Consider the following 13,965-nt stretch of genomic DNA (forward strand, 5'->3'; position numbering starts at 1 on the left):
GCCGGAGCTCGCTGAGGCCCCGACAGGCGGGATGACTCAACGGAACAACTGAGCTTGATCACGGTACTCATGCGCTTCGGTGCCGGGTGGTCAAAAAGGACAAAACCGTTCTGTCCGGCAACAACGCCGCTTTCGCCTTGCGCGGCATGCTAATTGCATTATTACTAATATTCTAATCCGTGGGGAGAAAGTGCCATGCAATGGAACACATCGGTGGATTTTGCGCCTCTCGTTCTCTTTATTGGGGGCCGGGGAAAGTACAAGATCGTCCGGACGCTCCGAGACGTAGCCGAGGTTCTGATGATCGAATGGCCGCTTGACGACGGAGAGGAATATGTCGCGGCCGTGAAGGCTTGCGCCGATGCAATCACCGGGCAGGCCGGAATGGACGAACTCAGGGACTTGCTTCTGAGCGCCGCCACAGAAGCCGGCATCGTGGTTTTGTCGGTGATTGCAGACGGCGGGAAGACGGCGCCGCATATGGCGGCGTGAAGGCCGGGAATCGCGCCATCATAGGCTGCGCTGGTTAGGCTTCCAGAATCAGCATCATGGTACCAGCCATATCGATAAGCGCATCGTCAACGACCTTCGTTGGAAGGTACAAATGCGCCATTTTGGAAGGCTTGATTATCTGATCTTGGTAGAGATCAAGATTGGAATGGTGCCCAGAAGAGGACTCGAACCTCCACGCCTCGCGGCACAGGTACCTGAAACCTGCGCGTCTACCAATTCCGCCATCTGGGCGACGGAGAGCGATGTAAGGGGGTGGCCGGCGACTGTCAACTGGGTTTTTGAAGTTTTCCTGACAGTTGGCAAAAAACTGCTGATCACATCAGGAGGCGTGCTGCCGGACAGGCATAGCGCCTGTCATTGGGCGTCCTATATAAGAGAGGATCAACAGGAAATGGACGATGCCTGCTTCCCGCATGTTTCTGCTCGCCGGCCTCTTGGCCGTTCTGTCGCCTGCAATTGCAGCCGCCGATTCGCCGAAGGTGGGTAAGCCTGGGCTCGGGCCGCTCAATAGGGGCTCGACGCTTTGCGATTTTCGCGGCTGCTTCGGCTTCGGGCCGCAGCAATGGCATCGCCCCGCTTATGTTCAGCCGAACTACCGCCCGCGCGGCGCCGGCCCGACCTATTATCTGCCGGGTGCGGCCGGGCGGCCGCAGCTGACCTATGATCCGCCGCCGGTGCGGAGGGTTCAGCCGGCGGCGCGCGATATGAACAAGCATATCGCCTGGTGCACCAACGAGTACCGCTCCTACAATCCGCGGAGCGATCACTTCCTCACCTATGAGGGCGTCTACCGGGTCTGCCGATCGCCCTATCGCTGAGGTCAGCTTTCGAGCGAGGCGCGGTCGACATGACCGAGATCGCGGCCGGGCTCGACGATGTCGCGAACCCGCTGCTTCAGCTCCTTCGGCCCTGGGAAACCGCCGTCGCGCTTGCGCTCCCAGATGAGATCGCCATTGACGCGGATCTCGAAATTGCCGCCGGTGCCGGGGATCAACGCCACTTCGCCGAGGCTGTCGGAAAAGGTATGCAGCAGCTCCTGCGCCATCCAGGCGGAGCGCAGCAGCCAGTTGCACTGGGTGCAGTAGAGGATCGAGACGCGGGCTTTTTCGGTCATGGCGATTTCCTTTCGTTCCGCTTGGTTTAAGCGCGTTGACGTGGCCGCGCAATTGCTCTGATAGAAGCGTATTGCCTATGGTCTTGCGGCATGGTCTCCTCCACGTCGATCATATCGGGAACGCCTATGCGAGTCGCAGTCGTCGAAAACATGAAGAATACCGGTCTTGGGGCGCTCGACGAGGCGGGCGCTGAGATCGAGTGGTTTCGCGTCTGGCAGGACGGCATCCTGCCGCTCGATATAGCGAGCCATGACGCGCTGGTTGTTCTCGGCGGGGAGCAGAGCGCGCTGGATGACGAGGCCCATCCCTACCTGCCGGAGCTCGCCCGGCTTGCCTGCCGCTTCGGCGATGCCGGCAAGGCCGTGCTCGGCATCTGCCTCGGCAGCCAAATCCTCGCTCGCGCCTATGGCGCCGACAATCATCTCGGCACCGCACGCGAATTCGGCTGGCACAGGATCGGCGTCACCGCCGAGGGCCGGGCCGATCCGCTGCTATCGGCGCTTGGCGGCGAGTTCACGATCTTCGAATGGCATGCCGACACCTTTGCCCTGCCCGAGGGCGCGGTGCGCCTGGCGACGAGCTCCGTCGCCGATAACCAGGCCTTCCGCATCGGCCGCGCCGTCTACGGCACCCAGTTCCATTTCGAGGCCGACCAAGCGGTCGTCGAGCAGTGGAAGGCGGAATTTCCCGAAACGATCGCCCGCATCGCCCCCGGGTGGCTGGAAAACCATGCCGAACTGGCGGCGCACCATGGCGTTGCCGCCGATGCCGCCGGCCTGGCCATCGCGCGTGCCTGGGTCAGCCTGATCAACCCGGCAGAGATCGGAATATTGTCGGAGGCCTCGGCTTGAGAGGCGAAGCGATGCCGGTAAGCGAATTTGAAAGGATGGCGGCGGGTGAGTGGTATTGCTGCCTCGACGATGAGCTCGATCGCCTGCGCCAGCAGGCGCGCCTCGCCGTTCACGCCCATAATACGCTGCGGCCGGATGAGCGCGGGGCCGTCGCCCCGGCGCTCAGGGCGCTCTTTGCAATCGCGGCGCCCGACATCTTCATCGAAGCGCCGTTTCACTGCTCCTACGGCATCAATATCACCCTCGGCGAGCGTGTCTATTTCAATGCCGGCTGCACCATCCTCGATTCCGGCCGGGTGACGATCGGTGACCGCACCATGCTCGGGCCGGGCGTGCAGATCTATTGTGCCGAACATCACAAGGATCCCGCACTGCGCAGCCAGGGTATCGAGATCGCCCGGCCGGTTGCGATCGGCAGCGACGTCTGGATCGGCGGGGCCGCCGTCATCCTCGGTGGCGTGACCATCGGCGATGGCGCGATCGTCGGCGCCGGCGCCGTCGTAACGAAGGATGTGCCGCCGGGTGCAACCGTGGTCGGCAATCCGGCGCGCCCGATGAACCGCCTCTGAGATTTACGCAGGCGGGCTCCCTCGACAACGGCGCCAGCTCCGCTAGATCACGTGGCGGAAGGGGGAGAGATATCATGACGGCACACAATTTACCCATGGAAGGCGGCTGCCGTTGCGGCCGGGTGCGGTTGAAGATCAGCGCGCCGCCGCTGCTGACCATGGCCTGCCACTGCACGGGCTGCCAGAGGATGACTGCGAGCGCCTATTCGCTGAGTGCCGCCATCCCCAGCGAAGGCTTCGAGGTGACGAAAGGCGAGCCGGTCATCGGCGGCCTGCACGGCACGACGAAACACTACTTCTGCCCGCATTGCATGAGCTGGATGTTCACCCGCCCGGAAGGCATGGACTGGTTCGTCAATCTGCGCGTCACGATGCTCGACGATCCCAGTTGGTTCACGCCATTCATCGAGACATGGACGAGCGAGAAGCTGGCCTTTGCCGAGACCGGAGCGGTGCACAGCTACGCGGCGCTACCCGAGATGGCGGCCTATGAAGGACTGGTGAAGGAATATATGGGCAGCGCGTGACTCAAAACTGCCTGTATTTGGCGAACGGCAGGCCATGCTTCGCGACATACTCATTTTGCTCCGCGATCGCCTCGGCATTTTCAATTCGCCAAAGTCTTTCGCGTTCTGCACGAGGCAGCGTTTCATCGTCGCTTGTTTTTTGACGGGCTTTGCCGCGCTTGCTAGTGTCGTTGGATCGGTATTTGCGCCAGCCGATGCAGGCTTTCCCGTTGCTCGGCTTTCATTCGTGGCAGAATCTCCCTAGCAAATGCCAACGCATTAGCGCTGGCATCATACCTTGTTCTTCTCCGGGCGCTACACCTCGTCAATACGACTTCCTAGCTACCGACGTGCTTTCCTTTTTTCAGAGCTTCATTCGCGCGGGCCGGATGCCATCGAAGCTTCTCGAAGTTCGATTCTGAAACTCGCTATGCCAGTAACGAAGCCAAATCTGGAAGGCGGGATGAGGACCTATATCTCGCTGAACGACTGATGGAGCGTGACCACGTCTCCTCCGTCATACTCGGGCCTGTCCCGAGCATCTGCAGCCGGTTGATATGTTGGCAGATCCTCGGCACAAGGCCGAGGACGACGGAGAAAAGAGCGATGCTTGTCAACAAACCAAGGAGACTCAGGACTCTTCGTCAAAGAGAGGCCCTGCGAAAGCCTATTCGTCGCCCATCTTCAGCGCCGCGATGAAGGCTTCCTGCGGAATCTCCACCTTGCCGAACTGGCGCATGCGCTTCTTGCCGGCCTTCTGCTTGTCGAGCAGCTTGCGCTTGCGGGTGGCGTCGCCGCCGTAGCATTTCGCGGTCACGTCCTTGCGCAGCGCCGAGATCGTCTCGCGGGCGATGACGTTGCCGCCGATCGCCGCCTGGATCGGGATCTTGAACATGTGCTTCGGGATCAGTTCCTTGAGCTTCTCGCACATGTCGCGGCCGCGCTTTTCGGCGGCGGTGCGGTGCACCATCATCGATAGCGCGTCGACCGGTTCGCCGTTGACGAGGATCGACATCTTCACGAGGTTGCCCTCGCGGTGATCGGTGAGCGTATAGTCGAAGGAGGCATAGCCTTTCGAGATCGACTTCAGCCGGTCGTAGAAATCGAAGACGACTTCGTTGAGCGGCAGGTCGTAGGTCAGCATCGCGCGCGTGCCGACATAGGTGAGTTCGATCTGGATGCCGCGGCGATCCTGGCAGAGCTTCAGGATGCCGCCGAGATAATCGTCGGGTGTTAGGATCGTCGCGCGGATCCACGGCTCGTGGATCTCGGAGATCTTGACGACATCCGGCATGTCGGCCGGATTGTGCAACTCGCGCTCGGTGCCGTCGGTCATGTACATCTTGTAGACGACCGAGGGGGCGGTGGCGATGAGGTCGAGGTCGAACTCGCGCTCCAGCCGCTCCTGGATGATTTCGAGATGCAGCAAGCCGAGGAAGCCGCAGCGGAAGCCGAAGCCGAGGGCGGCAGACGATTCCATTTCGAAGGAGAAGGAGGCGTCGTTGAGGCGAAGCTTGCCCATGGCGGCGCGCAGATCCTCGAAATCGGCGGCATCAACAGGGAAGAGCCCGCAGAACACCACCGGCTGCGCCGGCTTGAAGCCCGGCAGTGCCTGTGCGGTCGGCCGCTTGTCCTCGGTGATCGTATCGCCGACGCGGGTATCGGCCACTTCCTTGATCGAGGCGGTGATGAAGCCGATCTCGCCGGGGCCGAGGCTGTCGACATTGACCATCTTCGGCGTCAGCACCCCAACGCGCTCCACCTGGTATTTCGCATCCGTGCCCATCATGCGAATGGTCTGGCCCTTGGTCAGCACGCCGTCGATGATGCGCACGAGAACCATGACGCCGAGATAGGTGTCGTACCAGCTGTCGACGAGCAGCGCCTTCAGCGGCGCCTTTTCGCCGCCCGGGCTCTTCGGCGCCGGCAGCTTGTGGACGATCGCTTCGAGCACGTCGGGAATGCCGAGGCCTGTTTTGGCCGAGATCAGCACGGCCTCCGAAGCGTCGATGCCGATCACTTCCTCGATCTGTTCCTTGATGCGGTCGGGTTCGGCGGCCGGCAGGTCGATCTTGTTGAGCACGGTGACGAGCTCGTGATTGTTGTCGATCGCCTGGTAGACGTTGGCGAGCGTCTGCGCTTCCACACCCTGGCTGGCGTCGACGACGAGCAGCGAACCCTCGCAGGCCGACAGCGACCGCGAGACTTCATAGGCGAAGTCGACGTGGCCGGGCGTGTCGATCAGGTTGAGGATGTATTTCTCGCCATTGTCGGCCTGGTAGTGCAGGCGCACCGTCTGGGCCTTGATGGTGATGCCGCGCTCGCGCTCGATATCCATATTGTCGAGCACTTGCTCGGACATTTCACGCTCGGCAAGGCCGCCTGTCGTCTGGATCAGGCGGTCGGCCAGCGTCGATTTGCCGTGGTCGATATGGGCCACGATCGAGAAGTTGCGGATATGGGACAGCGGAGTGGTCGAATTGGTGCTCATGCGCGCCATATAGCAGCGCCGCCCCCGGCCGCAAAGCGGTAATTATCCCGCCGTTTACGCTATTTTACGAGCCGGTCGAACGCGTCTCAGACCGGCCAGGTCTCCAGCCGCCAGGCCGAATCCCAGAACATCCATTCATATTGCGAGGCGCGCACAAAGACATCGGTCATCTCTATGCGTTCTACCGGCGAGGCGGCGCGGGCGGCGATGTCGGTCAGCGCGATCACTTCGCGGGCGCCGGCGGCAAATTGCGGATCGCCATAGGTGTTGATCCAAGCCTGGAAGGCATTGCCCTCGATCACGGGCCGGTTCTTGATCGCCTCGCCGACATGCCAGTAGATCCAGAAGCAGGGGAGAATGGCGGAAAGCGCCACCGCGTAGGAGCGGTGATAGGCGGTGGCCAGCAGAAAATTGGTATAGGCAAAGCAGGTGGGAGACGGCTCGGCCGCGGTCACATCCGCAGCCGTGATGCCGAATTGGGTGAGAAAGCCGGCATGCAGGCCCTGCTCGACGGTGATCGCCTTCTGGGCCGAGCCGAGGAAACGCAGCACCTGCGCATTGTCGGGCGCCTTGGCGGCGACGATGGCAAGGCAGCGTGCATAGTGCTTGAGATAAAGCGCGTCCTGCAGGATGTAGTGGCGAAAGATTTCCGGCGGCAGCGTGCCGTCGGAGAGCCGCGTCAGCAGCGGCAGTGCCTCGATCTCGGCCATGATGGGCGCAATCCTGTCCCAGGCGGCGGTCGTGAAGCTTGCCGTCAGTTCCGTGTTCTGCGTGCTGGCGTCCATTCGTCTCTCCATCGATCGCGCTGACATATACCGGCCAGGCTGCGGTGAAAGCAAGGTGCGTGCGCACCGCTTATGGGCTTGATTCCATCATCGGATCATGTATTTCTCTTATAGTAGATAACGGATCGGAAGATGGAACAGCAACTCGAACAGGCGATCGGCATTCGCATCCGCACGCTGCGGCTGGAAAAGGGCTTGACGCTGGACGATCTTGCCACCGCCTCCGGCGTCAGCCGCGCAATGATTTCACGCATCGAACGGGCCGAGGCGAGCCCGACGGCCTCGCTGCTGGCAAGGATCTGCGCCGCCCTCGGCCTGTCCCTCTCGGCCTTTTTCGCAGAGGAGGGGCAGCAGGCCTCGCCGCTCGCCCGACGGCAGGAGCAGCAGGTCTGGCGCGATCCGGAAACCGGTTACATCAGGCGGTCGGTCTCGGCTCCCGGCACGGCCTCCGATGTCGATATTGTCGAGGTCGAATTTCCCGCCGGCGCCCGCGTCAGCTTTCCCCCGCATGCGGCCTCGCGCGGCATGACGCAGCATGTCTGGCTGTTCGATGGCGAGCTGGAGATGACGGCCGGCGAGGTGGTCTACCGGCTGCGCCCCGGCGACTGCCTCTTCATGCCCGTCGGCGAGGGTCATGTGTTCCACAATCCCGGCAACGCACCGGCGCGCTATTGCGTCGTTCTCGATCGCGGCGGCCGATAACAGCTTTCATTTCAGGAGAACAGCATGCCTGACATTCGCACCCTTTCCGCCGAGGAGGCGCGCGCCGCCATTCCCGCCCTGTCGGAAGTGCTTGCCGATTGCGTCGCCGGCGGCGCATCGGTCGGCTTCATGCAGCCCTATGCGCCTGAAGATGCCGAGTCCTATTGGCATGACGTCGCCGATGCCGTTGCCGCGGGCGGCAATCTGCTGCTGGTCGCCGAACTCGGCGGCAGCATCGTCGGTACCGTGCAGGTGGGCGCTGCCCAGATGCCGAACCAGCCGCATCGCGGTGATCTGAAGAAACTGCTGGTGCATCGCTCCGCTCGCGGCAGGGGTCTCGCCCGGCTGCTGATGGATGCCGCCGAGCGGGAGGCGAGAAAGCGCGGCAAAACCCTGCTCGTGCTCGACACGGCAACCGGCAGCGATGCCGAGGCGATTTATCCGCGCCTCGGCTGGGAGCGCGTCGGCGTCATCCCCGATTACGCGCTGTGGCCGCAAGGCGGCTTCTGCGATACCACCCTGTTCTACAAGCGGCTCGCCTGATTGCGCCGGCTCCACTCACGCCGTATGGCTGAAGGCGGAAAGCGTCTCGTGCAGCTTGGCGCCCGCCGTCCATTGCGCCGCGCTCCAGCCGAACTGCCGCGCCGCCTCGATGTTTTCCGCCATATCGTCGATGAAGGCGATTTCGCCGGGCAGGGCGCCGGCGCGTTCGGTCGCCAGCCGGAAAAACTCCGGCGAAGGTTTGCGGTGCCCGAGCGCGGCGGAATAGATGATGCCGTCGACATGCGCGCCGAGGCCGGCCTCTTCCATCAGATAGCGCGCCCGCCTGTGCTCCTGATTGGTCGCCAGAAAGAGGGCAACACCGCTTTGCCGGAGGGCGGCAAGCTCTTCCAAGAGATTGAGATCGAGGCGGGAATCGTTTTCGAACCAATAATCGATCAGGGTTGCGGCGCTGAGATGGGGCGCGATCTCTGCAAGCACGGCCGAGAGTCGCGGTTCCAACGCCTCGCGGCCGATGACGATATCGCTCCAGTGGGTCTGGAAGAATGCCTGCTGCAGCAGGTCCAGGCGCAGCCCAAGGTCGCGTTCCAGATAGGTGAAGAGAGGCAGGCCATCGGCCGGCCGGCCATGAATGAGCACGCCGTCGACATCGACCATCAGCACTTTCATGCGGAAAATTTCCTCGTTCTGAAAATATCGGCGAAGGTGGCGTTATTTAGCTCGGCGATCAAGCCGACACGCCGCTTTTTCGTTGGAGCGAAGCCGTGTAAACCTCGATGTTCAATCAGGGGCAGGATCTGCAATGCGCGTCATCTATTCCGAGGATCACAAGCTGCGTGACGCCAGGACCGAGCTCTACGCCGGCCAGCTGGTGACGCCCTTCGAGGCGCCTTTCCGGGCCGAATGGATCCTGGCGGCGGTGAAGGAGGCGGGCTTTGCCGATGTCGTCGCGCCCGATGCACACGGGCTGGAAACGGCCAACAAAGTGCATGATCCCGCCTATCTCGATTTTCTCGCCACCGTCTGGGACCGATGGGTGGCGGCCGGCTTCAAAGGCGAGGCGATCGCCAATTCCTTCCCGGTGCGCCGCACCAGCCAGCGCGTGCCCGACAATATCGTTGGCGCGATCGGCCATTATGCCAATGCCGCCGATACCTCGATCACCAACGGCTCCTACGAGGCGGCGATCGCCTCGATGCGTTGCGCCATAACGGGCGCCGACTGGCTGGCGGAGGACCATCGTTTCGCCTTCGCGCTCTGCCGCCCGCCCGGCCATCACGCCGGCATCGATCTCTTCGGCGGCTATTGCTTCATCAACAATGCCGGTGTCGCCGCCCAGCGGCTGCTCGATCATGGGGCGGCCAAGGTTGCCGTGCTCGATGTCGATTTCCACCATGGCAACGGCACCCAGGATCTCTTTTATCACAGAGGCGATGTTTTCACCGCCTCACTGCATGGCGATCCGATGCACGCCTTTCCCTATTTCCTCGGCCATGCCGAAGAGGAGGGCGAGGGGGCGGGCACGGGGACCAACCGCAATTATCCGATGCCTCCGGGCACGCCTTTCGAGGTCTGGTCCTCTGCCCTTGCCGATGCGCTTGCTCGCATCAAGGCCTTCGGCGCCGAGGCAATCGTCGTCGCACTCGGTGTCGACACCTTCGAGCGCGATCCGATCTCCTTCTTCCGCCTTACCTCCGACGATTTCATCCGTATGGGCGCGATGATATCCGCTGCCGGCCTGCCGGTGCTTGCCTGCATGGAAGGCGGCTACGGCGTTCCCGAGATCGGGCGCAATGTCGCCAATGTTCTCAAGGGTCTGGAAGCCTGATCGCTTGATATGACCGACGAGACCGATCCATCCGATATCCCGACCTCACGCATGCTGAGCTGGGCGCGCAACTCCGCCATCTATCGCCTGGAGCGGCGGATGATGACGGAAAAGCAGCTCTTCGACGCCATCACCCGCAAGGCCAGGGAGAAGTTCGAAGACATCAGCGCGGGCCAGCTCAAGGCCGTTGCCGATTTCGCTGTCAAATTTGCCTATGACAACAAGCTGCTCGACGATGGCGCCTATGCCGAGATCAGCACGCGCTCTGCCGTACGCGGCGGCAAGTCGAAGCGTGCGATCGCCCAGAAGCTTGCTGCCAAAGGTGTCGCGAGCGACAAGGTCGAGGCCGCACTCGGAGAGGCTGACGATCTCTATGCCGCGACCATATTCGCCCGCAAACGCGCCTTCGGCCCTTTTCGTCGTGTCGAACTCGACGACAAGCGCAAGGCAAAGGAAATGTCGGCCTTCGCCCGCAACGGTTTCAGCTTCGAGATCGGCAGGAAGGTCTTCGATATGAGTGTCGAAGACGCCGAAGAGGTGATCTTCTCCGGCCGTCTCTGAGATGCATCAGGTCTTTTGCTGCCTCGATCAGAAGATTGAATTTGTCGGTTGCAAGCGGCCTCCGTATGAAGAGCGCTCGATCGGAGATGCGGATGAAAGACGGAACGAACGACGGCGCCGGCGTGCTGGCATTGGAAACGCCTGCAACGTCCTCCGGCCTGGCGGCCGGCGGGCTGATGTGCCTCCTGTCCATGTCTTCGATCCAGTTCGGCGCAGCTCTGTCTTCCCACGCGATCACCACCTATGGACCGGCCGGCGCGAGCTGGCTGCGCCTCGTCTTTGCCGCCATCATCCTGGTCGTCGCCGTCCGTCCGCGCATCTTCAGCTACTCGAGAGAGCAATGGACAAGCGCGCTCGTTCTCGGCACGACGACAGCATTGATGACCATGAGTTTTTTCGCAGCGATCGAGCGCATTCCGCTTGGCCTTGCCGTGGCGATCGATTTTCTCGGCCCGCTTTCGGTCGCGACCATCGGTTACGGTCTCAGCCGGCGTCTCGTCTGGCCGCTCATTGCCGCGCTTGGCGTGCTGGCGCTTGCCCATGACGGCGAAGGCTGGATCGGCGATATGTGGGGCATTCTCTTTGCCGGCGGCGCGGGGACGGGCTGGGCGATCTATATCGTGCTGACCAAGAAAATCGGCGCCAGCTTCAATGGCCTGGAAGGGCTTTCCATGTCGCTGATGGTTGCTGCTGCGGTTGCGACGCCCTTCGGCTTTTCGGGCGCAGCGCCGGCGCTTGATACTTATGGCCTGATCGAAATGGCGGGCCTCGCTGTTCTCGTGCCGCTGCTGCCCTATACGCTGGAGCTGATTGCCCTGCGGCGCATGCCGACGACGTCATTCGGCATTCTCATGAGTCTGGAACCGGCCATTGCGGCTCTGGCAGGCTTCCTCATTCTGATGCAGCCGATGACGTTTCTGCAGATGGCAGGGACGGCTCTGGTCGTTGCCGCAAGCGCCGGCGCAACCTTCTCAGCCAGGCAGTGATGCGTCAGCCCGCCTTCTTCGTGGGGTCGTCGAGCGCCGGATTGTAGAACAGCGACAGCGTCAGGCTCTTGGCGATCCGCTCCGCCGTCCCCATGAACCAGGCCTTGGCCTCCGGCGACGGGGCGACATCGTCGAGCGTTGCGGCAAATAGCGCCAGCCACTTCGGAAAGAGATCCGGCGTCAGATCCGCGACGCCGGTATGCGCCTGCACCGGCTTGCCGCCATAGGCACCGCTGCGGAAGGCGACGGCCGACCAGAAGCTCTTCATCTTCTCCATATGCTCCGGCCAGCGGCCGGAGAGCCTGGCGTCGAACACCGGACCAAGATCGGGATGCGTCAGCACGCGCCCGTAAAAAGTCTCGACCAGCCTGCCGATGAAGGCCTCATCAACGCCCATCGCCCGCATCTCGACCTCCGCCCTTTCGCGGATCGCCGCGACATGGGCAGGACGGCCCTGAATGTCATTATCCATCATAAACCCCGGCGCCGCATGATGCGGCGCCCTCTTATATAGCTGTTTGCGCCGGCGCGCCAAAGGCATGCTTGCGGCTTGCGGCAATCTGTCAGCCGGCCTGTCTGCACCCTTGACCGCCATTGGCTCCTTCTTTAGATTTAGAATAATTCTAAATCATGGAGATTAGTTATGTTGGCGCGATTTTTCAGATCACCGAAACGGTCTTTCGAGTCGCTGTCCGAGCAGGAGATTCTCGCCCTCGCAATCGCCTCCGAGGAAGACGATGCCCGCATCTATCTTGCCTATGCCGACAGGCTGCGGAACGAATTCCCGGCCTCGGCAAAGGTTTTCGAAGATATGGCCGAGGTCGAGGATACCCATCGCAAATCCCTGATCGAGATCCATCGCCAGCGTTTCGGCGAGCGCATCCCGCTGATCCGGCGCGAACATGTGCAGGGCTTCTACGAACGCAAGCCCGACTGGCTCAGGGCAAGCCTTTCACTCGATGCGATACGGCAGGAGACCGAGGCAATGGAGGAGCAGGCCTACCGCTTCTATGTCGAGGCGGCAAAGCGGACCTCGGACGCCTCGACGCGCGAGCTTCTCGGTGATCTGGCGCTGGCCGAGCAGGGACATGAAGATATTGCCCGCATGCTGGGCGACAAACATACGCCCGAAGACGTCAAGCGCGATGAGGACGAGGCGGCGCACCGGCAATTCGTGCTGACCTATGTGCAGCCGGGCCTTGCCGGGCTGATGGACGGCTCGGTCTCGACGCTGGCGCCGATCTTTGCCGCCGCCTTCGCCACCCAGGACACCTGGCAAACCTTCCTCGTCGGCCTTTCCGCATCCGTCGGCGCCGGCATCTCGATGGGCTTCACCGAGGCCGCCCATGACGACGGCAAGATCTCCGGCAGGGGCTCGCCGGTCAAGCGCGGGCTTGCCTGCGGCATCATGACGACGCTCGGCGGCCTCGGCCACGCGCTGCCCTATCTGATCCCCCATTTCTGGACGGCGACGATCACCGCCGGCGTCATCGTTTTCTTCGAACTCTGGGCGATCGCCTTCATCCAGAACCGCTATATGGAAACGCCGTTCCTGCGCGCGGCCTTCCAGGTGGTGCTCGGCGGCAGCTTGGTGCTCGGTGCGGGGATTTTGATCGGGAATGGGTGAGCTGCGGTCGGGCAGAGCCCGAGCAATCGATCCAGTGAATCGATTGCAGCAGCGAACGCCCGGAGCCATGCGGAGGGCCGGCTTGACCTTCGTGACTCTCGACCATTTCGCTGTGCTGCGACCCCAATTGTTTGGGGAAACCGGTGCGTCCAGCCGATCTCCCCACCTGTGGGGGAGATGCCCGGCAGGGCAGCGGGGGGCTCTTTCTGCGCATAAACTGACTTGGGAGGAGAAGCGAAGCTAGCCCCAAAAGCAAAAGGCCGGCTTTCGCCGGCCTTTTCCCCGCATCCCCCTAAGGATGTCAGCGCAGTGCGCCGACCAGAACGTCGCGGCCGTTCTCGATGGTGACCCAGCGGCCGGCATTGTAGCTCGACTGCCGCTTGACGAAGGAATAAGGCGTTCCGAACCACGGTTTGACGTCGACGGCGAGGTTGTCGAGCACGAAGTCGCCCTCGGCGCTGCGCAGCGTCAGGACGGCATGGCCCTCACCGTCGGGCTTGCGCACGACGGTCATCAGCAGATCGGCGGCCGGAATGCCGCGCTGGATCAGGATGCGGCGCTTCAGGAGCGCGAAATCCTCGCAGTCGCCGGCAGTCGTTGGGTAGGCCCAGACTTCATCCTTGCCGTAGATTTCCTTGTCGGTCATCGGTGTGATCGTGCGGTTGACCGTGGCGTTGACCGAACGGACGAGCGACCACTTGGCCGGGGTCATCTCGACAGGGCCCGCATTGCGGTTTGCGCCGCATTCACTGCTGTGGGTCTGACAGAAATCGTAATGGCCGATCGGCTGCGAAGTGGCGTTGCCTGTTACCATGGAAGCATTTCTGCTTGGAGCTGGGATGGCGGCAGTCGCCATCGCAAACACGGCCATCATGGCCACAAAGATACCTTTGATCCGCACGCCCGCTCTTTCCTAATCGCCCCTTAATT

Annotated in this window: 17 protein-coding genes, 1 tRNA gene and 1 pseudogene; 11 read left to right on the forward strand and 8 right to left on the reverse strand. The window is 62.3% G+C overall.

What is annotated here, in order from left to right:
- Positions 1–195: 195 nt before the first annotated feature.
- Complete coding sequence (locus C4N04_RS11555; protein WP_009984121.1) at positions 196–492, forward strand: DUF982 domain-containing protein; 297 nt, start codon at positions 196–198, stop codon at positions 490–492.
- 167 nt (positions 493–659) lie between these two features.
- Here C4N04_RS11555 and C4N04_RS11560 read toward each other — a convergent pair.
- Positions 660–744: transfer RNA gene (locus tag C4N04_RS11560), tRNA-Leu, on the reverse strand.
- Between the two features lie 167 nt (positions 745–911).
- On the opposite strand from C4N04_RS11560, the gene C4N04_RS11565 reads away from it, so the two are divergent.
- Complete coding sequence (locus tag C4N04_RS11565; protein ID WP_096763091.1) at positions 912–1,331, forward strand: BA14K family protein; 420 nt, start codon at positions 912–914, stop codon at positions 1,329–1,331.
- Between the two features lie 2 nt (positions 1,332–1,333).
- On the opposite strand, the gene C4N04_RS11570 is transcribed toward C4N04_RS11565, so the two are convergent.
- On the reverse strand, positions 1,334–1,627 hold the full coding sequence (locus C4N04_RS11570; RefSeq protein ID WP_009990553.1) for a SelT/SelW/SelH family protein: 294 nt from the start codon (positions 1,625–1,627) through the stop codon (positions 1,334–1,336).
- Between the two features lie 126 nt (positions 1,628–1,753).
- Here C4N04_RS11570 and C4N04_RS11575 point away from each other — a divergent pair, with 126 nt between their 5' ends.
- From C4N04_RS11575 to C4N04_RS11585, 3 genes are all read left to right on the forward strand, one after another.
- Positions 1,754–2,479, forward strand: a complete 726-nt coding sequence (locus C4N04_RS11575) for a type 1 glutamine amidotransferase (RefSeq protein ID WP_106796064.1) — start codon at positions 1,754–1,756, stop codon at positions 2,477–2,479.
- 11 nt (positions 2,480–2,490) lie between these two features.
- Positions 2,491–3,048, forward strand: coding sequence for a sugar O-acetyltransferase (locus C4N04_RS11580; protein WP_106796065.1), 558 nt, complete (start codon positions 2,491–2,493; stop codon positions 3,046–3,048).
- 74 nt (positions 3,049–3,122) lie between these two features.
- Positions 3,123–3,575 carry a GFA family protein gene (locus C4N04_RS11585; protein ID WP_096763088.1) on the forward strand — a complete coding sequence of 151 codons (453 nt, stop codon included), beginning with the start codon at positions 3,123–3,125 and terminating at the stop codon, positions 3,573–3,575.
- A 1-nt stretch (position 3,576) separates the two neighbouring features.
- Here C4N04_RS11585 and C4N04_RS32110 read toward each other — a convergent pair.
- The 3 genes and pseudogenes from C4N04_RS32110 to tenA form a co-directional block, all read right to left on the reverse strand.
- Positions 3,577–3,687: pseudogene (locus C4N04_RS32110) on the reverse strand (type II toxin-antitoxin system CcdA family antitoxin); the annotation flags it as partial.
- 534 nt (positions 3,688–4,221) lie between these two features.
- Positions 4,222–6,054 carry a translation elongation factor 4 gene (lepA, locus tag C4N04_RS11600; protein ID WP_038686263.1) on the reverse strand — a complete coding sequence of 611 codons (1,833 nt, stop codon included), beginning with the start codon at positions 6,052–6,054 and terminating at the stop codon, positions 4,222–4,224.
- A 77-nt stretch (positions 6,055–6,131) separates the two neighbouring features.
- On the reverse strand, positions 6,132–6,830 hold the full coding sequence (gene tenA / locus C4N04_RS11605) for a thiaminase II (RefSeq protein ID WP_106796067.1): 699 nt from the start codon (positions 6,828–6,830) through the stop codon (positions 6,132–6,134).
- Positions 6,831–6,962: 132 nt separating this feature from the next.
- Between tenA and C4N04_RS11610 the strand changes: the two genes are divergently transcribed.
- Positions 6,963–7,532 (forward strand): XRE family transcriptional regulator, encoded by a 570-nt coding sequence (locus C4N04_RS11610; protein WP_106796068.1) that lies wholly within the window; start codon positions 6,963–6,965, stop codon positions 7,530–7,532.
- A 24-nt stretch (positions 7,533–7,556) separates the two neighbouring features.
- The gene (locus C4N04_RS11615) at positions 7,557–8,075 is read left to right on the forward strand and encodes a GNAT family N-acetyltransferase (RefSeq protein ID WP_009995107.1); all 519 of its coding nucleotides are present in this window, start codon (positions 7,557–7,559) and stop codon (positions 8,073–8,075) included.
- A gap of 15 nt (positions 8,076–8,090) precedes the next feature.
- On the opposite strand, the gene C4N04_RS11620 is transcribed toward C4N04_RS11615, so the two are convergent.
- Positions 8,091–8,702, reverse strand: a complete 612-nt coding sequence (locus tag C4N04_RS11620) for an HAD-IA family hydrolase (protein WP_038686268.1) — start codon at positions 8,700–8,702, stop codon at positions 8,091–8,093.
- Between the two features lie 133 nt (positions 8,703–8,835).
- Here C4N04_RS11620 and C4N04_RS11625 point away from each other — a divergent pair, with 133 nt between their 5' ends.
- From C4N04_RS11625 to C4N04_RS11635, 3 genes are all read left to right on the forward strand, one after another.
- A complete protein-coding gene (locus tag C4N04_RS11625; RefSeq protein WP_038686270.1) occupies positions 8,836–9,861 on the forward strand; it encodes a histone deacetylase family protein in 1,026 nt (341 codons plus the stop codon).
- 9 nt (positions 9,862–9,870) lie between these two features.
- Positions 9,871–10,422 (forward strand): recombination regulator RecX, encoded by a 552-nt coding sequence (gene recX, locus C4N04_RS11630; protein WP_038686272.1) that lies wholly within the window; start codon positions 9,871–9,873, stop codon positions 10,420–10,422.
- 92 nt (positions 10,423–10,514) lie between these two features.
- The gene (locus C4N04_RS11635) at positions 10,515–11,408 is read left to right on the forward strand and encodes an EamA family transporter (RefSeq protein WP_077991304.1); all 894 of its coding nucleotides are present in this window, start codon (positions 10,515–10,517) and stop codon (positions 11,406–11,408) included.
- A gap of 4 nt (positions 11,409–11,412) precedes the next feature.
- On the opposite strand, the gene C4N04_RS11640 is transcribed toward C4N04_RS11635, so the two are convergent.
- Positions 11,413–11,880: a truncated hemoglobin gene (locus tag C4N04_RS11640; protein ID WP_106796117.1), complete on the reverse strand. Its 468-nt coding sequence runs from the start codon at positions 11,878–11,880 to the stop codon at positions 11,413–11,415.
- Positions 11,881–12,051: 171 nt separating this feature from the next.
- On the opposite strand from C4N04_RS11640, the gene mbfA reads away from it, so the two are divergent.
- Positions 12,052–13,035 (forward strand): iron exporter MbfA, encoded by a 984-nt coding sequence (gene mbfA, locus C4N04_RS11645; protein WP_038686276.1) that lies wholly within the window; start codon positions 12,052–12,054, stop codon positions 13,033–13,035.
- A gap of 301 nt (positions 13,036–13,336) precedes the next feature.
- Here mbfA and C4N04_RS11650 read toward each other — a convergent pair whose 3' ends face one another.
- Positions 13,337–13,936, reverse strand: coding sequence for a transglutaminase-like cysteine peptidase (locus tag C4N04_RS11650; protein WP_039617349.1), 600 nt, complete (start codon positions 13,934–13,936; stop codon positions 13,337–13,339).
- Between the last annotated feature and the right edge of the window lie 29 nt (positions 13,937–13,965).

Origin of the sequence: Rhizobium sp. H4, from assembly GCF_003013335.1 — a bacterium.
Taxonomy (GTDB): domain Bacteria; phylum Pseudomonadota; class Alphaproteobacteria; order Rhizobiales; family Rhizobiaceae; genus Rhizobium; species Rhizobium sophoriradicis.